The following is a 20,770-nucleotide window of genomic DNA, read 5'->3' as shown; positions in this document are numbered from 1 at the left end:
GCGTCACACCTGGGCAACGAGTTCGTTCGCGGCAGGTTACTCACCAGTTGGCCTAATGGCGGTTGCGTTCAGATAACAGCACAGAGCGTGACCTCGCAAAACGGTCACAAGGACCTAGACCACTCCCCAACAACCGGGACAAAGGCAAAGCGAAGGCGAAGCCGAGCCCTCCAGCTCTTAGTCACACAGACCCGGCGGTGGGGTCCCGTCACGAGTCGCATGGATGCTGTTGCCGCGCCTGGGGGATGAGGTCAAGTCGACACGCTTTTCGTCGACTTGACCTCATCCCCCAGGTGTGGCCGCCTCTCGTGCGACTCGTGACGGGACCCCACCGCCAACGCAAGCACCTACGCAACCGGCAGCCGCCCAACCCAACAGGCGTGCCATCAACCCGCCCACGGCGCGGAACCCCCAGATCAGATTGCCGGGGTCTGGGGCAGAGCCCCAGGTGGAAGCACCCAACAGGAACCCGCCAACGCAAGATGACCACCAACCAAAGCCCAGAAACAGCAAGAAACGGGCGTGCACCCCCGTTGAAAAGGTGCACGCCCGTCTCAGGCACTGCAAGGCAGAACGCCAGCCCCCAAAGGGGCCGAGATCACTTGAGGGTGATCTTGGCGCCGGCAGCCTCGAGCTTCTCCTTGGCGGCGTCGGCGACGTCCTTCGCCACGCCCTCGAGGATCGCCTTCGGAGCGGACTCGACCAGCTCCTTGGCCTCCTTCAGGCCCAGGCCCGAGACGACCTCGCGGACGACCTTGATGACCTGGATCTTCTTGTCGCCGGCCGACTCGAGGACGACGTTGAAGTCCGTCTGCTCCTCAACCTCGGCGGGGGCGGCGCCGGCCGGGCCGGCAACAACGGCGGCGACGGGAGCCGCGGCGGTGACCTCGAAGGTCTCCTCGAACTGCTTCACGAACTCGGACAGCTCCAGGAGGGTCATCTCCTTGAAAGCGTCGAGCAGCTCGTCGGTGCTGAGCTTCGCCATGATCGGCGGTCCTTTCTAATCTCCCGCGCGAAAGCGTCGGGCGTGTCTTTGGGTGATCAGCTTTCGGCGGGAGCGTCGGCCGCGGCAGCGGCCTTCTTCTCCTGCAGGGCAGCAGCCAGGCGAGCGACCTGGGAAGCCGGGGCGTTGAACAGACCCGCGGCCTTGGCCAGGTTGCCCTTCATCGCGCCTGCGAGCTTCGCAAGCAGCACCTCACGGCTTTCGAGGTCCGCGATCGCGGCAACCTCTTCAACCGAGAGCGGGCGGCCATCCATGTAGCCGCCCTTGATGACCAGGGCCTTGTTGTCCTTCGCGAAGTCGCGGATCGCCTTCGCGGCGTCGACGGGCTCGCCCTCGACGAACGCGATGGCGGTCGGACCCGACAGCAGGGCCTCGAGGCCCTCGATGCCGGCGTCCTCAGCCGCACGCTTGACCAGCGTGTTCTTCGCAACGGTGTACTTGGTGCCCGCGCCGAGAGCGCGACGCAGCGTGGTGAGCTGCGCCATGGAGAGGCCACGGTACTCGGTGACAACAGCTGCCGAGCTGCTGCGGAACTGGTCCGCGAGCTCAGCGACCGCCGTAACCTTGCTGGGCTTCGCCATGATCGCCTCCTCTCTGGGCTGGGTTAGACCGCCGATCAGAGAAGGTCCCAAAACAACAAAAACGCCCTCGCGCGCAGCAGCACGGGGCGTCGTAAGACTGACCTCGTCCTCCCTGCGCGGGCCGCCCGTGTTGCAACGGGGCCTTCGTTCTCCTCGCGGAGAAAACCTGCGGTCTTCGGTAGAACCGTCACTGAGACTACGCGAGTCGTGTCCGCCGATCCAAATCGGCATGATGTGACCTGTGACAGACGAGCCCGGCAAGGAACTCGCGCCCCGCCAGCCCGACGTGGACGCCGAGCAGCTTCGGCAGTTCCAGGAGTTCCAGCGCTTCCAGGAGTTCCAGCGCTACCAGGAGGCGACGGGCCAGGCGCCCCAGCCACCGAAGGGCAAGCGCTGGTGGTTCGTCGTGCTCGGCAGCCGCATCTTCTGGCGCGCGCTCTTCCTCGTCGTTGTCGTGGTCTCCGTGCTCTGGGCCTACAACCACTTCTTCGGCGTTGACGACCCCGGTGACGTCGCCTCGGACAGCGGCGGCGTGACGGGTCCCGCCCAGGGCCTCTCCGCGCCGGCCGGCCTGCAGGGGACCGTCGGCATGTTCTACAAGCACGTCTCGTTCGCGGACACGACCCGCGCATGCACTTTGTTCTTGCGCGACGACACCCGTCAGAAGTTCGCCAACGCCTACGGCGCAAGCGATTGCGGTGCCGCGGTCAAGGACCTGAAGACCAAGGTGACCAGCGTCGACAGGTACCAGCAGATCATGTTCCCGCCGGACATGCTCAAGACCCCGACGAGCACCACGGTCACCATCGACTCCTGCTTGCTGACCGTCGAAGGCGGCCCGCGGCTCGGCACGTTCGTCGTGGAGAAGGTCAACGCCGGCTGGGTGATCACCGACTGGTCGCCCAGCACCTGTGGCTGACACAACGCGAAAGGCCCCCGGCGAAACCGGGGGCCTTTCACAGACGTACTAGAACCGTGAGGCTCAGGCCTCGTCCACCAGCAGGTTGCGGGTGCGGTTCGGGTCGACCGGGATGCCAGGGCCCATCGTCGTGGAGACGGTGACCTTCTTGACGTACCGGCCCTTGGCCGCGGACGGCTTGGCGCGGAGCACCTCGTCCAGAGCAGCGGCGTAGTTCTCGACCAGCTTCTCGGAGTCGAACGACACCTTGCCGATGACGAAGTGCAGGTTGGCCTGCTTGTCAACGCGGAAGTTGATCTTTCCGCCCTTGATCTCGTTGACGGCCTTCGCGACCTCGGGGGTCACGGTGCCGGTCTTCGGGTTCGGCATCAGGCCACGCGGGCCGAGGATGCGGGCGATGCGGCCGACCTTCGCCATCTGGTCGGGGGTCGCGATCGCGGCGTCGAAGTCGAGCCAGCCACCCTGGATGCGCTCGATGAGGTCCTCGGAGCCGACAGCGTCCGCACCGGCGGCCTCGGCCTCAGCGGCCTTGTCACCGGTTGCGAAGACGATCACGCGGGCGGTCTTGCCCGTACCGTGCGGCAGGTTCACGGTGCCGCGGACCATCTGGTCGGCCTTGCGAGGGTCGACGCCGAGGCAGATTGCAACCTCGACGGTGGCGTCCAGCTTCACCTTGGACGTTTCCTTGGCGAGCTTGGCGGCCTCCAGCGGCGAGTACAGCCGCTCCCGGTCCACCAGCTCTGCTGCGGCCTTGTAGGCCTTGCTGCGCTTCATTCCAACTGTCCTTAAATTTCGAGATCAGTTCGTGGTTCGTGAGCCGCGCTCGGCTCTCCCACGCTTTCTAAGGGTGGTGCGATCAGCCTTCGACCGTGATACCCATGGAACGGGCGGTGCCGGCGATGATCTTCGCGGCCTGGTCGATGTCGTTCGCGTTCAGGTCGACCATCTTGACCTGCGCGATGCTGCGCACCTGCTCCATGGTCACCTTGGCGACCTTGACGCGGTGGGGCTCGCCCGATCCCTTGTCGACACCGGCAGCGGCGAGGATGAGCCTCGCGGCGGGCGGGGTCTTCAGCTTGAAGTCGAACGAGCGGTCTTCGTACACGGAGATCTCAACCGGCACGACCTGACCGCGCTGCGACTCGGTCGCGGCGTTGTAGGCCTTGCAGAACTCCATGATGTTGACGCCGTGCTGACCCAGCGCGGGACCAACGGGAGGCGCCGGGTTGGCGGCACCAGCCTTGATCTGCAGCTTGATGATCGCTGACAGCTTCTTCTTCTTGGGTGGCATTTTCCGTACTTCCTGTTATTGCAGTGTCCGCGCGCGACCCTGCCAGCCGCAGCGTGGCCGACCGACCTCCGTGAGGAGATCGCTCAGATCTTGGAGACCTGGCTGAACGACAGCTCGACCGGCGTCTCCCGGCCGAAGATCGACACCAGGACCTTCAGCTTCTGGCCGTCCGCGTTGACCTCGCTGATCGTCGCGGGCAGCGTGGCGAACGGTCCGTCCATGACGGTGACCGACTCGCCGACCTCGAAGTCGACCTCGATGGTCGGCTTCGACACGGTGGTGGAGGCGGTCTTCTTGCCCTCGGCGGGCTTCTGCTCCTGCTGCGGGAGCAGGAACTTCAGCACCTCGTCGATCGTGAGGGGCGAAGGCTTCGAGGTGGCTCCGACGAACCCGGTCACGCCCGGCGTGTTGCGGACGGCGCTCCAGGACGCGTCGGTGAGCTCCATGCGGACCAGGATGTAGCCGGGCAGCACCTTGCGCTGCACCAGCTTGCGCTGGCCGTTCTTGATCTCGGTGACCTCTTCGGTCGGCACCTCGACCTGGAAGATGTAGTCCTCCATGTCGAGCGTGTGGATACGAGTCTCGAGGTTCGCCTTGACCTTGTTCTCGTAACCGGCGTACGAGTGCACGACGTACCAGTCGCCGGGCGCGTGGCGCAGGGCCTGACGCAGCTCTTCGGCGGGGTCCGCGCTCTCTTCGTCGATCGGCGTCTCGTCGATCGCGAGAACGTCGACCTCGGCCTCGTCCGCGCCGGCCGCCTCAGCGTCGTCCGCGGTGTCCACGTCCTCCGACTCCACAGTCTCCGACTCGACCGTCTCGTCGACCGCGGTGTCCTCGGACACCTCGTCGTCGGTGAGGTCGGTCTGCTCCTGGGCGTCGACGCCGTTATCGGAGGTCACTGTGGATCTCGCTTCCTGATTGCAGCGGCAGCTGTCCGGCTCAGCCGAACAACTCGAAAACAGCCGCGCCGAAGCCGAGGTCGAGAGCCCACACCAGCGCAACCATGAACACCACGAACACCAGCACGACGCCGGTGTAGGTGACGAGCTGCTTGCGCGTCGGCCAGATCACCTTGCGGAGTTCGCCGACGACCTCGCGGATGTAGCGGAAGAACCGCCCGATCAGCGAGGGACGCTTCTCCTGTCCATCACGGGTCTTGGTCGGGCGACCCTTCTTCGCGTCCTCGTCCGACTCGTCGGACTTGGCGACGCTCTTCTTCGACTCAGCGCTGCTGCCGTCCTTGCGGGCGGCAGGGCGAGAGGAGGCACGACGTTCACGTCGCGCCGCAGCAGTGGACGGCCGGACAGCGCCTTCGCGCTCCTCCGGCTGGTCCTGCTCGCGGCCCTCGGCCATGCCGTCCTCCTCCACCCATGACGCTTCAACAGCAGGGGCGACAGGACTTGAACCTGCAACCTGCGGTTTTGGAGACCGCTGCTCTGCCAGTTGAGCTACACCCCTTTGGGGTCCACGTAGAGACCCCCTGGCCACAAGGTCAGGAGTGTACGTCAGCCTCGCCCGTCCACTCCAACCAGACCGCTCAAGCATTCACCGAGCGGCCTGTCGCACAGCCTACCCACACGGGCACCGAGAACACGAATCAGGGTCGGTCAACCGCATCGCGACCCAGCCGCAATTCTCCCGTGAGCACTGCAAACACCACCGGCCGCGGTCACCGGGTGGTGTTCTTGATCACATGATCAACGAACCCGCACGCGGGCAAAAGCGCCTGTCAACACCGACTTGCCGTCAAAAGCCGCGTTGATGTTGACCTTCACAGTTCCGTCTTCGAAGTCCTTGGTGACCTTCGCGGTCACCTCGACCAGCGCGCCCTCGTCGTCGTTGGGCACCACGACCGGCCGGCCGAACCGGCATCCGTACTCGACGATCGCACCGGGGTCGCCGATCCACTCCGCGACGATCCGCGAGGCCACGGCCATGGTCAGCATGCCGTGCGCGATCACGTCCGGCAGGCCGACGTCCTTCGCGGTCTTCTCGTTCCAGTGGATCGGGTTGAAGTCCAGGGAGGCGCCCGCGTACCGCACCAGGTCGGCGCGCTTGAGGCGCACCGACAACGGCGGCAGCTCGGTACCGATCTCCACGCTCACGCGTCCTCTCCCCTCACGACGAGCATCGACTTGGCGGTCGTGACCGGCTCACCCTCGACGGTGGCGATCTCGGTCCGCACGGTCACCATGTCGTTGCCCATGCGGTTCGTGATGGCGTCGATGTGCGCCACGCAGACGAGCTGGTCGCCGGCGGTGATGGGGCGGTGGTGCGTGAAGTTCTGGTCGCCGTGCACGACACGGCTGTAGTCGAGCTCCAGCACCGGGTCGAACATGACCGTCTCGTTGGTCTTCATCGACACCACGATCGCGAACGTCGGCGGAGCGATGACATCCCTGTGCCCCAACGCCTTCGCGGCTTCGACGTCGCGGTAGGCCGGGCTGGTCGCGCCGATCGCGTCGGCGAACTCGCGGATCTTCTCGCGGCTCACGTCGTACGGCTGCGACGGCGGATAGCTGCGTCCGATGAAAGAGGGGTCCAGAGGCACCCGAGCAGCCTATACGCGGCGAGGCCCGTCCCAGGTGTGGGACGGGCCTCGCCGGAAGTAGAGCTACGCGCTCAGCGGGTTTCCTTGTGCGCGCGGTGCGTCTTGCAGTTCGGGCAGAACTTCTTGATCTCCAGGCGGTCCGGGTCGTTGCGCCGGTTCTTCCTGGTGATGTAGTTCCGGTGCTTGCACTCCTCGCACGCGAGGGTGATCTTCGGGCGTACGTCGGTTGCAGCCACGGTCCTTGCCTTCCTGAGAGCACACGGGCCCCGGCCTCTGATGAGGCGACCGGCGTGGGCTTACCACCCGGCGGGGTCTGGGGGCGCAGCCCCCAGGGAATGTGATTGCGGAGCGAGGCAGGTCGACGCTTTCCGCCGACAGACCCCACCCACTCGCGTAGCGGTGGCCGGACTTGAACCGGCGACACAGCGATTATGAGCCGCTTGCTCTACCAACTGAGCTACACCGCTTTACACAACACAAGCCGCGATGCTGACATCGCGGCCGAGTCGTGGAGCCCCTTTACGGAATCGAACCGTAGACCTTCTCCTTACCATGGAGACGCTCTGCCGACTGAGCTAAAGGGGCTTGCTCTTCGTTCCTGTCGAGCAAGGAGAACTCTACAACACGCCTCAACCAAGAACGAAATCCGGGGGTGGCTCTAGTGGACGAGGGTGAGGACCGTCTCATCGCGGGCTCCCCTGACCTGCACGGTTCGCGCCCGCAGCCAGGCCTCGAAGCGGTCCTCTGAGAGCGGCCTGGAGATCAGGTACCCCTGAGCGACGTCGCAGCCCATCCCGACCAGCTGGTCGCGCGCGGCGTCGTCCTCGACGCCCTCGGCCACCACGACCAGGCCGAGCGAGTGACCGAGCTCCACGATCGACCGCACCACGGCCATGTCGCCGAGGTCCGTGCCCATCCCGAGCACGAACGACTTGTCGATCTTCACCTCGTCCACCGGCAGCTGCCGCAGGTACGCGAGCGACGAGTAGCCGGTGCCGAAGTCGTCGACGGCCAGCACGACGCCGATCGCGTGCAGGCGCCGCAGCACCGGCAGAGCGCGCTCGGGATCGGCCATGACGCCCGACTCGGTGAGCTCGAAGGTCAGCAGCCCCGACGGCACGTCGTGACGCGCGAGGGCGTCCTCCACGCGGTTCGGGAAGTCCTCGTCGGCCAGCGTGCGCACGGAGAGGTTGACCGCGATGGACATCCGCAGCCCGCGGTCGAGCCAGCGGCGCACGCGTTCCAGCGCGCGGTCCATCACGAAGTCGGTCAGCACGTCCACCAGACCGGTGGCCTCGACGGCCGGCACGAACTCGTCCGGGTCGACGCGGCCGAACTCCGGATGTGTCCAGCGCACCAACGCTTCCGCGCCCACGACCTGACGTGACGGCAGCGCCACCTTGGGCTGGTAGTGCACGGAGATCTGCCCGGTCTCGACGGCCTGGCGGAACTGCGTCACGAGCTGGAAGCGGCGCAGGAAGAGATGGCCCATGCTCGGGGCGTAGGCCTTCACGGGCGTGCCCTCAGTCGTGGCGCGCACGGCGACATCGGCCCGCTGCAGCAACGCATCCGGGTCCGGGTCCTCCGTCTCTGAGTCCGCCTTGGAGGCGTAACCCACGACCGCGGAGGCTTCGACGGTGAGGCGGTCGACGGGGTACGGCACGGAAAGCCCTGCCCGCAACCGTTCCGCGGTCTCGTGCGCGGAGACGGAACGGGAGTCGTCGAGGAACGCGGCGAAGGCGCCGCCCTCCAAGCGCGCCAGCGGCACGTCGGCACCCAGTGCGTCCCGCAGCCGGCGACCGGCCGCGACGACCATGCGGTTGCCCCAGGCCTGGCCCAGCGCGTCGGACACGGTCGACAGGATGTCGAGGTCGATCCGCAGCACCACGCCCTTCTGGGAGTCGCGCAACGGCTCCGCGCAGGCCTCGCGGAAGCCCGGCCGGTTCAGCAGGCCGGTCAGCGGGTCGTGGTAGGCGTCGTGCCGCAGCCGGGCGAGCAGGCGGCGGTTGTCGACGGCGGTCGCGAGGTGCGAGGCCAGCGTCCGCAGCAGCTGGATGTCGGCCTTGCCGAATCCGCGCCAGCGGGACAACCGGTCGTGCGCCTCGACCGCGCCGAGCAACTGGGTCGCGCCGCGCAACGGGACGACCAGCGCCTCCTGCGCGTCGCGGCGCAGCAGAGCCTCGGTGACGTCCTCGGTCGCATCGGCCACGCGGTAGTAGCGGACGTGCGTGCCGGGCAGCTGGAGGACCGGGTCCTCGCGCACTGCGCGCGGGTCCGTCGCGGCCATCTCGTCCGGCAGCGGTTCGCCGGCGACGAGGGTGATCATGGCTTCTTGTGGATCGGTGCGCAGGCGCAGCACGACCCTGTTCGCGTTGAGCTGCTCGCGGATGCGTTCCGCGATGAGCTGCCACTCGTCCTCTTCGACGCCCGTCGTGAGGTCGTCGTCGGGCTGGCGCGGGCCGGTGCCGTGCTGTCCCGACCTCGCGACACGAAGACTGACCTCGCTCAACGCCTCCAGGTCGCGCTGCTCGCGCAGCAGCCCGGAGTAGGCGAGGTAGGTGGCGACGATGCCCGCCAGCACCAGGATGATCAGGACGCCGCCCCACTCGGTGGTGGAGACGATCTGGAAGCCGACGAGACCGGCCGAGGTGTTCAGCAGAGCCACGACCAGCGTCTGCAGCACAAGACGGACGCTGTTGCCGACGCGCATCGACTTGCCCATGAGGCGCAACGCGCAGAGACCCAGCACGCTCGCGAGCAGCGGCACGGTGATGGTGCCGACGAACGCGCCCGCCCAGAACGGCCCGCCCGCGCCGACCATCCTGTTCACGGCCTCAGCCGCGGCGAACGCGACGGAGATCTCCATGAACATGAGGCCCGCGTTGTAGACGGCCCTGTCCAGGATCCGCCTGCCGAGCAACGTGCCGACGCCCGCGACCACGTGTGCGGCGAGCACGATCTCGAACGGAGCGACCAGAAGTCCCAGCACCAGCGGGATTTCCGTGAAGGAGATCGTCCAGGCGACGCCGCTGCGGACGTCGACGTTGATCGCCAGCTGCTCGGCCAGCAGGAAGCCCACCACGAGCAGCGGACCAATCCAGAAGAGGGAGGTCTGCTGCTTGTCCGGTAGCCAGGCCGCCACCATGCCCGCGCAGAGGACGCCGGCCACCAGAAGGGTGACGGCGAACGCGCTGAAAGCACGGTTGGTCGACTTGGCCGACCAGGCGGCCGAGTCCGACACGGGGGCCGACGCTCGGTCGGACATCCAGCCTCCTCGTCGGCCTGGGGTGGGGGACCTCTAGGCGTGACTGAGGGGTCCCGCACTTGGCGATCAGGACCCCTCCAGGGGCACTAATGTACCCCGCTCGGGGGACGAAATGGCAGGTCGAGCACCCCTAGTGACTTTGATTCACCCAGACGTGGCTACTCGCTCAGGTGTCCGTGGAGCACGGTCACGGCCTGCCCGGAGAGCAGTACGCGATCTTGGACGAGCTCGGCCCTGAGCACCCCGCCGCGCGGCGAGGCCTGCTCCGCCAGCAGGTCAGCGCGCTGAAGCCGAGGCACCCAATAGGACGCCAGCGTGCAGTGGGCCGAACCGGTGACGGGGTCCTCCGGGATGCCGGCGGCCGGGTAGAAACAGCGGCTGACGATGTCCGCTTCGCCGTCGCCGGGCGCCGTCACGATTACTCCGCGTGAGGAAATCTGTGTCAGTCCTTGGACATCAGGTCGCAAGGAACGGACTTCCGCCGCGCTCCCCAGCTCGATCAGGTAGTCGAAGCGCCCGCGCGAGACTGACTTGATCGTCGCATGTGGCAGCGCCTCCACTAGTCCGACTGGCGGGTCAGTCAACTCTGGTGGGTCCGCCGGGAAGTCCATCCGGATCCACCCATCGTCATTCACGCATGTGAGGACGCCGCTACGCGTGGTGAACTTCTGCTCCCCGCCCAGGACGTGCGCGGTGGCGAGCGTGGCGTGCCCGCAGAGGTCGACCTCGACCACGGGCGTGAACCAGCGCAGGTGGTTGTCGGGGGTGACGAAGGCCGTTTCGGCGTGCTTCATCTCGGCGGCGACGTTCTGCATCCACTCGTCGTCGCGAGGTTCTGTCAGAAGCACGACCGCGGCCGGGTTGCCCGCGAACCTCTTGTTGGTGAACGAATCCACGACGTAGATCTCCACCGGCCCGACCTTGCCATGCTCTGATGGGGCGTGGCTGAGATTTTCTCGTACCGTGAAAGCGATCCGAACTCGCTGCTGCCGACCTGGGGCGCGCTGCGCACCCACGGGTTGTTCTGGCAGCCCGGCTGGAACCTGCCCGCGCTGCTCGACGAATGGGAGCCACGCCTCACCGGCCTGGACGACCCGGACACCGCGGCGATCGTGACGCTGCCGAGCCACGAGACCGGCGACACGCTGACGTTGATCAACCGCGGCTTCGCCCCGCTGACGGTCGTGGCCGAACGAAAAGCGGGCCGCGACACCCCGCGGCGGCCGTCCGACGTCGAGGTGCGGCCGGCCACGCACGCGGACCTCGACGCCGTGCTCGAGATCAACATGCACACCGTCAGGTACGACGCGGCCTTCGGCATGGTCACCGAACGCCCGGACACCGCCGTGCACCTGCGAGCCTCGCTGGCAGGCGTGCTCGACCGCGATCACGAGGTCATGTGGCTCGCCGTCCGCGACGGCACGCCCATCGGGATGATCTACGTCGACATGCCAGAGGACGCGGTGTGGGTGGAGCGGTACACCGACGCGCGGCCGTTCGCCTATCTCGGACACCTCGGCGTCCGGCCGGACGCTCGCGGCACCGGCGCGGGCAGCGCTCTCGTGGCACACGCACATGACGTGCTGGACCGTGCGGGCGTGGCAGCAACACTGCTCCACCACGCCCTGCCGAACCCGCGCTCGACGCCGTTCTGGTACTCGCACGGGTACCGGCCGCGCTGGACGCTGTGGGCCCGCCGCCCGGCTTTGCGGACGTCATCCGGCGTGTCTTCATGACCCGAACGGCCTAATGAGACATGATCTAGCCGTTCGCACAAGTGAAGAACCCGAACGACACCGTACTTGTGGAACGAATTCGGCCTCTATTTCGACAAAGGGGTAGCGGATTCGGACCACACCTGGGGGGTCGAGATGGAACTCAGCGGAAGAGCGAGGGCGATGCTGCGGGCTGTCGCCGCAGGACGTGCCGAGGTGACAGGCGGTGTGGAACCTGACCTGTACGTCGACGGATTGCCCTGCTGCGACCAGACGGCGACGCACGACCTCGTGCACGCAGGACTGCTGCGCCCAGCGCAGCCAACGAGCTTCGGCCGCCGCGTCTGCGCGGAACTGACCGACGACGGCCGGGCAGCACTCGCGGCGAGTTGATCGCCGAAAGATCGAACATCTGTTCGATATGCGGTATGCTGCGCGTTGAGGCCGGCACGCAAGAGAGAGGAAGCTCTTGCGCGCCGGCTTCAGCCTTGTTCAGGCGACCTTCTGCTGCGTCGCGACGTTGAGCCGGTTCCACACGTTGATCGACGAGATCGCGATGGTCAGCCCGCCGAGCTGCGCCTCGCTCCAGTGCTTCGCCGCCTCGTTCCACACGTCGTCGCTGACGTGCACGTGCGTCATCTCCTCGGCGAGCGCGAACGCCGCCTTCTCCGCGTCGGTGTAGTACGGCACGTCCCGCCACCCGGCGACGGAGTAGACCCGCTCGTCCGTCTCACCGGCCTTGCGGAGCAGCTTGCAGTGGTAGTCGATGCAGACACCGCAGCTGTTGATCAGGCTGACCCGCAGGTAGATCAGCTCCAGGAAGTTCTTGTCCAGCCCGGTCTTCTCCGCTGCCTCGGACAACCCCAGGAGCGCCTGCATCGCGCCGGGCACGGTCATCATCGGGTTGGCGATCCTCATCTTCGTTCTCCCTGTCTCCGTTGTCTTCTGCTCTCTAGACCCGGCAGGCGACGCGGGTGCGACAGGTTCTCCGAAGATTTTTTCTACGAGGCCAGGCCCTGGCCGAGACCGCCGTCCACGGGCAGGTCGGCGCCGGTCGTGAAGGTGGCGTCGAAGGCCAGGAAGAGCACGGCGTCGGCCACTTCACCGGGCCTGCCGTGCCGCTTGAGCGGCGTCGTCTCGTCGCCCACCTGCTTGAACGCGTCGAGAACGTCTTGCGGCACACCGGTCACGCCCATCGAGGGCGTGTCGATGAAGCCGGGGCTCACGACGTTGACCCGCACGTTCCTGGGCGCGAGCTCCGCGGCGAACGACCTGCCGAACGACCGCACCGCGGCCTTGGCTCCCGAGTAGACGCTCATCCCCTTCGCCCCGCCGGTCTGCGCGATCGACGTCGTGAACACGATCGAGCCGCCTTCCTTGATCAGCGGCGCCAGCTGCTGGGCGGTGAAGAACGCGCCCTTGGTGTTCACGTCGAACGTCCGGTCGTAGTCGTCCTGCGTGACATCCGGGAACTCGTACAGCGTCGCGTAGCCGACGTTGATGAAGAGCAGGTCGATCTCCCCCAGCCGCGCCCGGACCTCGCGCTCGAGCTTGATGATGTCGCCGAGGTCCGCCGCGTCCGAGGCAACGGCGTGCGCCTTGACGCCCTCGGCCTTCTCGGTCGTGCGGCCGGTCAGCAGCACCTCGGCCCCACCGTCGATCAGCCTGTCCACGACCGCGCGGCCCATGCCGTGCGTGCCGCCCGTGACGACGGCCTTCTTCCCCAGGTACTTCACCGGATCACCTCGATGACGCTCGCGATGCTGTGCGCGCCGTGGCCTCTTTCCTGGGCGCGTTGGAACAGGTCGTGCAGTGCCTGCGGAACCGTGGTGTCGAGGCCCTGCTCTTTGGCGGCCTCGGCGAGCAGGCGAAGGCCCGCGACGTTGATGTCCAGCGCGGACACGTCGGTCTCGTAGTCCCTGTGGTGGGTCTCTTCGCCCATCTCGGGCAGGAAGGTGTTCACGGTGGCGAGCCAGTCAGTGGCCAACGGCGTGAACTGCTGCGGGCTGATCCGGGCCATACCGACGAGGGCGAGGGCCTGCAGGTAGCCGCCAAAGGTTGCCCACATGATCCCGAGCAGGGCCAGGTCGTACAGCGCGGCCAGTCCGGCGTCCTCACCCAGGTACACGGGCTCGCCGAAGGCTTGGAGGACCTGGTGGTCCTGGCTGCCGCTGAACAGGATCCGGGCCTGCTTCGTGCCGATCTGCTGCGGCACAGCCATGATCACGCCGTCGACGTACTCGACACCGTTGTCCTGGGCCCACTTCGCGGTGGCTCGCGCCTGTTCTGGCGTGCCCGACGTCAGGTTGACGAGCTTCTTGATGTTCTCGCTCAGCAACGGTTGCTGAACGTCGTAAGTGGACAGACAGGTCACGACGACGTCGGCTTCTTTGTACGCTTCCTGTGGCGTGGCAACACTTCTGGTGTTCGGCAGCGCCTTCGGCGACCGGTTCCACACGGTCACCTCGTGGCCCTCGTTCGCCAGGGCGGCCGCGAGCGCGCTGCCCATCCGGCCGAGGCCGAGCACGCTCACTTTCTTGATCTCCGTCATGGGGCAATACTCGGATTGCCACTGTCGAAGCGACAAGTACCTACTATTTTGTCAGGTACCCACCTTTTGGTAAGGATCCTGCATGCTGCCCCGTACCTACCGCTGCGGACTCGACGCGGCCATCGACGTGATCGGCGGGCGATGGAAGGCCTTGCTCCTGTGGGCGTTGCACGCCGGCCCACTGCGCACCGGCGAGCTCCGGCGCAAGGTGTCCGGCATCAGCGAGAAGATGCTCATCCAGGTGCTGCGCGAGATGGAGGCCGACGGGCTCGTGCACCGCGAGGTGTTCCACGAGGTGCCGCCCCGCGTCGAGTACTCGCTCACCGGGTTGGGTGTGCGGTTGAACGAGGCGTTGTTGCCGTTGGGCGACTGGGGTGACGAGAACATGCAGGCGATCGCGCGGCGGCGCGGGGTCGAGCCGGCGCCTAGGCACTGAGGAAGCGTTCCGCCCACTGCGGTATCTCAACGCCTGCGGCCCTCGCGGCTTCTCCCAGGCGGATCCGGACGGGGCTGGGCAAGCGGGCGACGTCCAGTCGTTGCTTGTCCCTGGTCTTGACGCCGAGCAGGTGCCGGGCGGCACCCGCGTGGTGACCTCCCCCGGCCCGCGGGTCTTCCAACGCGGCAGCGATCTCCGCGATCGGCACCTCTCGCAGGACCAGTCCAGGAATGTCCTCGTACGGAGGGTGATCCGACTGCCTGCCGGTACCGGAAGCGCACCAGGCCAACAGCTGCAGCACCCGGCTCGCCGGATCAAAGTCGGCGCCGTACATCCGCTCCCGCGCCTCGACCACGACGGCGGACTCGCTGGTTCTGCGGAAGTGCCCGAGCAGCTGCTTGGTCATCGGCTCCAGCGCGGCGGGTATCGCCGCAATCCAATCGAGCCGCTCCGGCCGTTCGTCCGCGCCTCGCAACGGTGCGGACATGCCGTGCTCGTCAAGCCAGCGCAGCAACGCCGCGCCGTCCGCGAGCGTCGCGTGACCTTCCCACCCACGCCAGTCGAGCGTGATCCCGTGGTGGAGAACGACGACGGTGAGGCGTTCTCCCTGAGCATCGAGGAACTCGAACCGGACCTGGCCGCGGCACGCGCACACCATGCCGGGCAACGACCCCACCGCCATCGCCGCACGCAGCCGATCTCGCTCGTCCGGGCGTGACAGGGCGACGATCATGTCGCCGTACCACTCGATCTCGGCGATTCGGACACTTGATGCGTTCCGCAGCACGGCGTCCAGCGCGGAGAGGTCAGCCGTCACCGGTCGAAATACAACACAGTCGCGTCGTCGGAAATCTTCTTGCGCGGCCAGTCGACGGCCTTGGCGTCTTCTTTCTCGACCTGACGCATTTTACGAATGAGATCGTCCGGCCCATTCGCCGCCATCAGTTCGAGCGCCTTGGGCCAGTCGAAGAGATTGAACAGGTCGACAGCACGCGCGGCGCCGTCGGAAAGGATCGCGACGCGCTTGACGTCCTGCAAGGGGATTTCCCCGGTGAGCGCGTGCTCGACGTCGGCCGGGTTCGCACCGGCCGTGCGGTTCGTCGTCGTGTCGCTCACGACGTGCAGTTCACGCTTGGTGTCGACCACGACCGTGGCGTCGCCCAGCACCAGATAGCGCAGCACGTCGTCCTTGATCTGGACCAGCCCGACCGCCGCGCTCGGCGAGTCCGGGTGGTCGAGATCGCAGGTGCCGGAATGCAGGTCCGCCGTGTGCCGAATGGCTTCTGCCAGCCCCGCGGCGGGGCCCAGGTGCGCGAATCGCATGATTTCCGCGGACAGTTGATCGGCGAACCAGCCAACGTCGTGCGCGCAACCCGTCTCCGGTTTCGCCGTCACACCGTCGAGCACGACGAGCAGGTTCGGCCCGACCAGGGCGCGGTCCTCGCTCGGCGCCGTTGCTCTTCCCGCCTCTGTTGCCATCTGCGTGCGCACAGTGGTCCCCCTCGGCTTTCGCGACGGATCTGCAGAACTCCGCCCTGAAGCCCCTCTACCTGCAATGATTGCCCCTGAGCGCACCAAATCGGCACGCGTTCGACACAGGGTAACCGAGCCTTCGCCATTGCCACAGCAAGCGTGGCGACCGCACCACACAGGGGCTGCAGCAAGCAGATTCAGTGTGATGCACGTCACCCTCTGCTTGCCCCGAACGGCTGTGTTTACCACTCGGTCATCTACAACAGGATGAAATCGCTGAGGTCCTGGGGAGGTGCCCTCGGCATTCGTCAAGAACATCGATTTCGATCGACGTTCCCTGGGGGGATCTTGAAATCTCACAAGCTCACTAGGCGTGCCCGAAAAATCGGCGCAGCATCACTCCTCTTCGCCACTCTGCTCACCCCGGTCGCAGCCGCGGACGACAAGAAACCCGCGTCGCCGGGCATCACCGACAAAGCGACTCTCGAGCTGATGAAGAAGCAGCACGAGATCGGGAAAGTGGCGGATCGCATCGAAGAAGCCCGACCGGAGACCGACGCCACCGGTCTGAGCGGCTTCTACGTGGACGCCAAGCAGAACAGGTTGAAGGTGTATTGGAAGGGCGACGTCTCGAAGGCGGCGCTCCAGGCGATCGAGCAGGCGCAGGCCAAGGGCGTGACCGTCGAGGTCATCCCGGCCCCGTACACGCGAGCCCACCTCCGTGCCGAGGTGAAGCGCCTCGGCGAAGTGAACATGACGGGGGCGCGCGTGGACGGCCCGAGCCTGGTCTCGGCCGCCCTCAAGTACGACGGAACGGGGATCGTGCTCGGGGTTTCCGGCATGTCCGCCAACGTCACGACAGCGGACGCGAGGAACGCGATCCCCGGCATCGCCAGTGCCGTCGAAACCGAGGTCGTCCCGGACGAGATGGCAGCGGACACCAGCCGTTGGGACGACATCAGGCCGTTCTACGGCGGCGGCTACATCGAGAGGCGTGTGAACGGAACCTTCGCAGGGTCGTGCACGAGCGGTTTCGCCGCGCAGGCAGGCGGTTTGACGTTCATGGCGACGGCGGCCCATTGCGGTACAGGCGACCATTTCACCGGCGCTGGGACCTACATCGGTGCGACCGCGGGCGCGGTGGACGTTGCACACGACACGCAGCTGATCGTGACCGAGTCGGCTCCGCTGATCTTCGACGGCGGATCGATCTGGAACGAGCGGCCGCAGTTCACAAAGACGGTGTCGGGCGCCAGCGGAACCCGCACGGGCGAGTACGTCTGCGTTTCCGGCGCGCTCTCCGGCGCGGCCTGCCCGATCCTGGTCGAGCAAACCGGTGTGTCGTACCGATCGCAGTCCGGACTGAAGATCGACATGGTGCGCGGCGGCCGGGAGACGATCCCGCGGCGAGCAGCGGCAGGCAACGGCGACAGCGGCGCTCCCGTGTTCAGCCTCGACGGCGACGCCAGGGTCGTCATCCGTGGCGTCCAAACGGCCGGTACCAACGTTCCCGAGCTGTGGGACCCATGTGAGGGCGTTCCAGGCGAGGGCCAGCCCGGTGGGCTTGCGGGAAGACGGTGTTCACACCGGATCTACTTCTCAGACGTGACCTTCACGATGCGCGCGCTGGGTATCACCGTCCGAACTGGATGATCACGCCTTGAGCAGCTCAGGACGAAGCCGGTGCAACCTGCGAGCGCATCGGCTTCGTCCTGCTTTGGCAGGGCTGCTATGGCTGAGAGGAGAAACGGGTGCCCATTCGGCGAACGGGGGCTGCGCTCGCACTGTGTCTCGGTTTGAGCATCGCCATGGCCGGCTGCGGAACGCGGGCCCCGGTCGGCAACGGACCTACCAGTGCGACCAACGACCCCGCACTGTCCGCTGCGGCCGACGCGCTGGTTCCCGAGCTCGAAGCCCGGTTCAAGGAGACCTATTCGGGTGTGGTGCTGAAAAACGCCGACCGCACCATGGTCGTTTACCGAAAGCCGGACAACGCCCTCGACGAGTTCGTCCGTGCACGGGTCCAGGCCGTGCGGGTCGAGCTCAGCGACTCGAAGATCTCTCTTGCCCGCATGCGCGAGATCCGCGACGAGGTCATGCGCGAGCGTGAGCAGTGGAGCGCGAACGGCATCGAGGTGAACGGCGCAGGCCCCAGGTCCGATGGCTCGGCGGTCGAGGTGTTCACCGCCCGAGGCGCCCCGGAGGAACAGCGCGCTTTCGATGAGCGGTACGGCGAAGGAACCATCTCGGTTGTGCCTGAGAAGCCGATGGACGCCACCGACCCCACCTTGCAGACACGTGTGAGTCCAAGGGGTTAGTGGTCGCAGGCGGTCAATGATCGCTCGTTGTCGCGGTCTTTCTGGGTTGGCACGGTGGCGTCGTCAGGATGATGCTGCCCACCAGCGCAACGACCGCTTGGACGTACCAGGCGCTGGCGAGCCGGATACAGGACTTCGGCGCGTATTCGGCACAGACACCAGTGAAAGGCCGATAGAGCCGTACAACACGCAAAGACCCCCGTGACCTGTTGATGCTGGTCACGGGGGTCTTTGAGCTGTTGTGGCGGGTAGAGGATTCGAACCTCTGTAGCTTTCGCGACGGATTTACAGTCCGCTCCCATTGGCCGCTCGGGCAACCCGCCCCACACCGCCGTAACGGTGCGGGCAGAACAATACATAACCCCAGCGGGAGCCCCCAAATCGGGGTACCCCAGTAGCATCGACGCTGGCTGTGACCCCGAGATCGTTGGAGAGTGAAGTCGTGGCGGACCCGTCGTTCGACGTGGTGAGCAAGGTGGACCGGCAGGAGGTCGACAACGCGCTCAACCAGGCGGCAAAGGAGCTGAGCACTCGCTTCGACTTCCGCGGGACCAACACCACCGTGGCCTGGGCCGGTGAAGAGGCGATCACCTTCACCTCCGAGACCGAGGAGCGCTGCAAGGCGGCCATCGACGTCTTCCAGGAGAAGCTGGTCAAGCGCAGCATCTCGATGAAGGCGTTCGAGATCGGCGAGCCCGCGGTGTCCGGAAAGGTGTTCAAGGTCACGGGGAACCTCGTGCAGGGCATCACTTCCGAGAAGGCCAAGGAGATCGCCAAGAAGATCCGCGAAGAGGCGCCCAAGGGCGTCCAGGCGCAGATCCAGGGCGACCAGCTGCGGGTGTCCGGAAAGAAGAAGGACCACCTGCAGGATGTCATCGCCCTGTTGAAGGGCTCCGACTTCGGCATCGCCCTCCAGTTCACCAACTACCGGTGAAGGGCATCGTCCTCGCCGGTGGCAGCGGGACGCGCCTGCACCCGATCACGCAGGCCGTCTCCAAGCAGCTGCTGCCGGTCTACGACAAGCCGATGATCTACTACCCGCTGTCGGTGCTCATGCTGGCCGGCATCCGGGAAGTGCTGATCATCAGCACGCCGACGGATTTACCGCTGTTCCGGCGGTTGCTCGGTGACGGGTCCCAGTGGGGCATGAGCTTCGAGTACGCGGAGCAGGCCGCGCCGAACGGGCTCGCCGAGGCGTTCATCATCGGCGCGGACTTCGTCGGTGCCGACCCCGTGGCGCTCGTGCTGGGCGACAACATCTTCTACGGCCAGGGTTTCTCCACCACGCTGCAGCACCACGCGTCCTCTTTGGACGGATGCGTGCTGTTCGGGTACCAGGTGAAGGACCCCGAGCGGTACGGCGTGGGCGAGGTCGACCTGACCGGCAAGCTCCTGTCCATCGAGGAGAAGCCGAAGCACCCGAAGTCGAACCGGGCGATCACCGGGCTCTACTTCTACGACAACGGTGTGGTGGACATCGCGGCGAAGCTCAAGCCGTCGCCGCGTGGCGAGCTGGAGATCACCGACGTCAACCTCGCCTACCTGCGCGAGGGTCGTGCGCAGCTGGTGGACCTGAGCCGCGGGTTCGCGTGGCTCGACACCGGCACGCACGACTCGCTGCTCGAGGCCGGGCAGTTCGTGCAGGTGCTGGAGCACCGGACCGGCGTGCGCATCGCGTGTCCTGAGGAGATCGCACTGCGCATGGGCTTCATCTCCGCCGACGAGTGCTACGCGCTCGGCGAGAAGCTCGGCAAGTCCGGGTACGGCGAGTACCTCATGGCCGTGGCGAAGACAGGCCGCTAGCGCCTGGCCATCTCCTCGAGCCTGCGGATGCGGTCGGCGATCGGCGGGTGGGTCGAGAACCACTTCGCGAACTGGTCCCCTGTGCGGAACGGGTTCGCGATCATCAGGTGGCTCTGCGACACCACCGCCGGCTCCGGTGCGAGTGGCGCCGCCCGCGTCCCCAGCTCGATCTTGCGCAACGCCGAGGCCAGCGCCAGCGGGTCGCCCGTGAGCTCGGCGCCAGACGCGTCGGCCTGGAACTCGCGGGAGCGGCTCACGGCCAGGCGCACCACGGTGGCGGCTACCGGGCCGAGCAGTGCGATCAGCAGCAGGCCGACCAGGCCGGGGCCGTCGTCCTCGTCGCCACCGCCGCCGAAGATCCCGGCGAACAGGGCCAGGTTCGCGAGCATGGTGATCACGCCGGCCAGCGCGCCGGCCACGCAGCTGATCAGGATGTCGCGGTTGTAGACGTGTGCGAGCTCGTGGCCGAGCACGGCGCGCAGCTCTCGTTCGTCCAGCAGGTCCAGGATGCCCGTGGTGCAGCAGACGGCCGCGTTGCGCGGGTTCCGGCCCGTCGCGAACGCGTTCGGTGCGATGGTCGGGCTCAGGTACAGCCTCGGCATGGGCTGGCGCGCCTTCTGCGACAGCTCACGCACGATCGCGTAGAGCGCTGGTTGCTCGACCTGCGACACGGGCTGCGCCCGCATCGCCCGCAGCGCGAGCTTGTCGGAGTTGAAGTACGCGTAGGCGTTCACGCCCAAGGCCAGCACCAGGCCGATGACCAGTGCCGTCCGGCCGAACAGGCCGCTGATCACGATGATCAGCCCGCTCATCCCGCCGAGCAGCAAGGCCGTCTTCAACCCGTTGATGTGCTTGTGCACGGTT

At 66.7% G+C, this 20,770-nt stretch carries 25 protein-coding genes and 4 tRNA genes; 8 read left to right on the top strand and 21 right to left on the bottom strand.

Annotated features, from left to right (window positions below):
* Positions 1–598 precede the first annotated feature (598 nt).
* Positions 599–985, bottom strand: coding sequence for a 50S ribosomal protein L7/L12 (rplL, locus tag ACIA8G_RS25400; protein ID WP_396421132.1), 387 nt, complete (start codon positions 983–985; stop codon positions 599–601).
* 56 nt (positions 986–1,041) lie between these two features.
* Positions 1,042–1,584: a 50S ribosomal protein L10 gene (gene rplJ, locus ACIA8G_RS25395; protein ID WP_396421131.1), complete on the bottom strand. Its 543-nt coding sequence runs from the start codon at positions 1,582–1,584 to the stop codon at positions 1,042–1,044.
* Positions 1,585–1,825: 241 nt separating this feature from the next.
* Between rplJ and ACIA8G_RS25390 the strand changes: the two genes are divergently transcribed.
* A complete protein-coding gene (locus ACIA8G_RS25390) occupies positions 1,826–2,503 on the top strand; it encodes a hypothetical protein (RefSeq protein ID WP_396421130.1) in 678 nt (225 codons plus the stop codon).
* 63 nt (positions 2,504–2,566) lie between these two features.
* On the opposite strand, the gene rplA is transcribed toward ACIA8G_RS25390, so the two are convergent.
* From rplA to ACIA8G_RS25330, 12 genes are all read right to left on the bottom strand, one after another.
* The gene (rplA, locus tag ACIA8G_RS25385; RefSeq protein ID WP_396421129.1) at positions 2,567–3,277 is read right to left on the bottom strand and encodes a 50S ribosomal protein L1; all 711 of its coding nucleotides are present in this window, start codon (positions 3,275–3,277) and stop codon (positions 2,567–2,569) included.
* Positions 3,278–3,359: 82 nt separating this feature from the next.
* Complete coding sequence (rplK, locus tag ACIA8G_RS25380) at positions 3,360–3,794, bottom strand: 50S ribosomal protein L11 (protein ID WP_030478269.1); 435 nt, start codon at positions 3,792–3,794, stop codon at positions 3,360–3,362.
* An 83-nt stretch (positions 3,795–3,877) separates the two neighbouring features.
* Complete coding sequence (gene nusG / locus ACIA8G_RS25375; RefSeq protein WP_396421128.1) at positions 3,878–4,693, bottom strand: transcription termination/antitermination protein NusG; 816 nt, start codon at positions 4,691–4,693, stop codon at positions 3,878–3,880.
* 40 nt (positions 4,694–4,733) lie between these two features.
* Complete coding sequence (gene secE / locus ACIA8G_RS25370; RefSeq protein ID WP_396421127.1) at positions 4,734–5,147, bottom strand: preprotein translocase subunit SecE; 414 nt, start codon at positions 5,145–5,147, stop codon at positions 4,734–4,736.
* 32 nt (positions 5,148–5,179) lie between these two features.
* Positions 5,180–5,252 (bottom strand) — tRNA-Trp (locus tag ACIA8G_RS25365).
* Positions 5,253–5,491: 239 nt separating this feature from the next.
* Positions 5,492–5,893, bottom strand: a complete 402-nt coding sequence (locus ACIA8G_RS25360; protein ID WP_396421279.1) for a MaoC/PaaZ C-terminal domain-containing protein — start codon at positions 5,891–5,893, stop codon at positions 5,492–5,494.
* Positions 5,894–5,895: 2 nt separating this feature from the next.
* Positions 5,896–6,345, bottom strand: a complete 450-nt coding sequence (locus tag ACIA8G_RS25355; protein WP_396421126.1) for a MaoC family dehydratase N-terminal domain-containing protein — start codon at positions 6,343–6,345, stop codon at positions 5,896–5,898.
* Positions 6,346–6,416: 71 nt separating this feature from the next.
* Entirely contained in the window at positions 6,417–6,581 is a 165-nt protein-coding gene (rpmG, locus tag ACIA8G_RS25350; protein WP_015105301.1) for a 50S ribosomal protein L33, read from the bottom strand.
* A 158-nt stretch (positions 6,582–6,739) separates the two neighbouring features.
* A tRNA-Met gene (locus ACIA8G_RS25345) sits at positions 6,740–6,812 on the bottom strand.
* Between the two features lie 42 nt (positions 6,813–6,854).
* Positions 6,855–6,930, bottom strand: a tRNA-Thr gene (locus ACIA8G_RS25340).
* 73 nt (positions 6,931–7,003) lie between these two features.
* On the bottom strand, positions 7,004–9,610 hold the full coding sequence (locus ACIA8G_RS25335) for a putative bifunctional diguanylate cyclase/phosphodiesterase (protein ID WP_396421125.1): 2,607 nt from the start codon (positions 9,608–9,610) through the stop codon (positions 7,004–7,006).
* A gap of 158 nt (positions 9,611–9,768) precedes the next feature.
* Entirely contained in the window at positions 9,769–10,521 is a 753-nt protein-coding gene (locus tag ACIA8G_RS25330; RefSeq protein WP_396421124.1) for a PhzF family phenazine biosynthesis protein, read from the bottom strand.
* A gap of 30 nt (positions 10,522–10,551) precedes the next feature.
* Here ACIA8G_RS25330 and ACIA8G_RS25325 point away from each other — a divergent pair, with 30 nt between their 5' ends.
* Together ACIA8G_RS25325 and ACIA8G_RS25320 are read left to right on the top strand one after the other, a co-directional pair.
* Positions 10,552–11,346: a GNAT family N-acetyltransferase gene (locus tag ACIA8G_RS25325; RefSeq protein ID WP_396421123.1), complete on the top strand. Its 795-nt coding sequence runs from the start codon at positions 10,552–10,554 to the stop codon at positions 11,344–11,346.
* 162 nt (positions 11,347–11,508) lie between these two features.
* The gene (locus ACIA8G_RS25320; RefSeq protein ID WP_396421122.1) at positions 11,509–11,718 is read left to right on the top strand and encodes a hypothetical protein; all 210 of its coding nucleotides are present in this window, start codon (positions 11,509–11,511) and stop codon (positions 11,716–11,718) included.
* A gap of 99 nt (positions 11,719–11,817) precedes the next feature.
* Here the strand turns inward: ACIA8G_RS25320 and ACIA8G_RS25315 are convergent, their stop codons facing one another.
* From ACIA8G_RS25315 to ACIA8G_RS25305, 3 genes are all read right to left on the bottom strand, one after another.
* Positions 11,818–12,243, bottom strand: coding sequence for a carboxymuconolactone decarboxylase family protein (locus ACIA8G_RS25315; RefSeq protein ID WP_396421121.1), 426 nt, complete (start codon positions 12,241–12,243; stop codon positions 11,818–11,820).
* A gap of 83 nt (positions 12,244–12,326) precedes the next feature.
* The gene (locus tag ACIA8G_RS25310; protein WP_396421120.1) at positions 12,327–13,061 is read right to left on the bottom strand and encodes an SDR family NAD(P)-dependent oxidoreductase; all 735 of its coding nucleotides are present in this window, start codon (positions 13,059–13,061) and stop codon (positions 12,327–12,329) included.
* Positions 13,058–13,912 (bottom strand): NAD(P)-dependent oxidoreductase, encoded by an 855-nt coding sequence (locus ACIA8G_RS25305; protein WP_396421119.1) that lies wholly within the window; start codon positions 13,910–13,912, stop codon positions 13,058–13,060. Before ACIA8G_RS25305 ends, ACIA8G_RS25310 begins: the two co-directional genes overlap by 4 nt.
* Positions 13,913–13,958: 46 nt before the next feature.
* Between ACIA8G_RS25305 and ACIA8G_RS25300 the strand changes: the two genes are divergently transcribed.
* Entirely contained in the window at positions 13,959–14,312 is a 354-nt protein-coding gene (locus tag ACIA8G_RS25300; protein ID WP_396421118.1) for a winged helix-turn-helix transcriptional regulator, read from the top strand.
* Here ACIA8G_RS25300 and ACIA8G_RS25295 read toward each other — a convergent pair.
* On the bottom strand, positions 14,302–15,129 hold the full coding sequence (locus tag ACIA8G_RS25295; protein WP_396421117.1) for a hypothetical protein: 828 nt from the start codon (positions 15,127–15,129) through the stop codon (positions 14,302–14,304). The two genes, ACIA8G_RS25300 and ACIA8G_RS25295, sit on opposite strands and share 11 nt — an antisense overlap.
* The gene (locus ACIA8G_RS25290) at positions 15,126–15,803 is read right to left on the bottom strand and encodes a protein phosphatase 2C domain-containing protein (protein WP_396421116.1); all 678 of its coding nucleotides are present in this window, start codon (positions 15,801–15,803) and stop codon (positions 15,126–15,128) included. Before ACIA8G_RS25290 ends, ACIA8G_RS25295 begins: the two co-directional genes overlap by 4 nt.
* Positions 15,804–15,944: 141 nt before the next feature.
* On the opposite strand from ACIA8G_RS25290, the gene ACIA8G_RS25285 reads away from it, so the two are divergent.
* Positions 15,945–17,438: a hypothetical protein gene (locus ACIA8G_RS25285; RefSeq protein WP_396421115.1), complete on the top strand. Its 1,494-nt coding sequence runs from the start codon at positions 15,945–15,947 to the stop codon at positions 17,436–17,438.
* Positions 17,439–17,581: 143 nt separating this feature from the next.
* On the top strand, positions 17,582–18,103 hold the full coding sequence (locus ACIA8G_RS25280) for a hypothetical protein (RefSeq protein ID WP_396421114.1): 522 nt from the start codon (positions 17,582–17,584) through the stop codon (positions 18,101–18,103).
* 242 nt (positions 18,104–18,345) lie between these two features.
* Here ACIA8G_RS25280 and ACIA8G_RS25275 read toward each other — a convergent pair.
* Positions 18,346–18,426: transfer RNA gene (locus ACIA8G_RS25275), tRNA-Tyr, on the bottom strand.
* Between the two features lie 119 nt (positions 18,427–18,545).
* On the opposite strand from ACIA8G_RS25275, the gene ACIA8G_RS25270 reads away from it, so the two are divergent.
* Both ACIA8G_RS25270 and rfbA read left to right on the top strand, forming a co-directional pair.
* Positions 18,546–19,037 (top strand): YajQ family cyclic di-GMP-binding protein, encoded by a 492-nt coding sequence (locus ACIA8G_RS25270; protein WP_396421113.1) that lies wholly within the window; start codon positions 18,546–18,548, stop codon positions 19,035–19,037.
* On the top strand, positions 19,034–19,906 hold the full coding sequence (gene rfbA, locus ACIA8G_RS25265; protein WP_396421112.1) for a glucose-1-phosphate thymidylyltransferase RfbA: 873 nt from the start codon (positions 19,034–19,036) through the stop codon (positions 19,904–19,906). Before ACIA8G_RS25270 ends, rfbA begins: the two co-directional genes overlap by 4 nt.
* Here the strand turns inward: rfbA and htpX are convergent.
* Positions 19,903–20,766, bottom strand: a complete 864-nt coding sequence (gene htpX, locus ACIA8G_RS25260) for a zinc metalloprotease HtpX (RefSeq protein WP_396421111.1) — start codon at positions 20,764–20,766, stop codon at positions 19,903–19,905. The two genes, rfbA and htpX, sit on opposite strands and share 4 nt — an antisense overlap.
* Positions 20,767–20,770 lie beyond the last annotated feature (4 nt).

The organism is Lentzea sp. NPDC051213, from assembly GCF_044455585.1.
Lineage (GTDB): Bacteria > Actinomycetota > Actinomycetes > Mycobacteriales > Pseudonocardiaceae > Lentzea.
Note: the sequence above shows the minus strand (reverse complement) of the source record. Positions and strands in the feature narration are given on the sequence as shown.

Excerpts from the sequence above, each read along its gene's own strand:
- rplL (WP_396421132.1), bottom strand. The coding sequence starts at position 985 with ATGGCGAAGCTCAGCACCGACGAGCTGCTCGACGCTTTCAAGGAGATG.
- rplJ (WP_396421131.1), bottom strand. The coding sequence starts at position 1,584 with ATGGCGAAGCCCAGCAAGGTTACGGCGGTCGCTGAGCTCGCGGACCAG.
- rplA (WP_396421129.1), bottom strand. The coding sequence starts at position 3,277 with ATGAAGCGCAGCAAGGCCTACAAGGCCGCAGCAGAGCTGGTGGACCGG.
- rplK (WP_030478269.1), bottom strand. The coding sequence starts at position 3,794 with ATGCCACCCAAGAAGAAGAAGCTGTCAGCGATCATCAAGCTGCAGATC.
- secE (WP_396421127.1), bottom strand. The coding sequence starts at position 5,147 with ATGGCCGAGGGCCGCGAGCAGGACCAGCCGGAGGAGCGCGAAGGCGCT.
- ACIA8G_RS25335 (WP_396421125.1), bottom strand. The coding sequence starts at position 9,610 with ATGTCCGACCGAGCGTCGGCCCCCGTGTCGGACTCGGCCGCCTGGTCG.
- ACIA8G_RS25320 (WP_396421122.1), top strand. The coding sequence starts at position 11,509 with ATGCTGCGGGCTGTCGCCGCAGGACGTGCCGAGGTGACAGGCGGTGTG.
- ACIA8G_RS25315 (WP_396421121.1), bottom strand. The coding sequence starts at position 12,243 with ATGAGGATCGCCAACCCGATGATGACCGTGCCCGGCGCGATGCAGGCG.
- ACIA8G_RS25300 (WP_396421118.1), top strand. The coding sequence starts at position 13,959 with ATGCTGCCCCGTACCTACCGCTGCGGACTCGACGCGGCCATCGACGTG.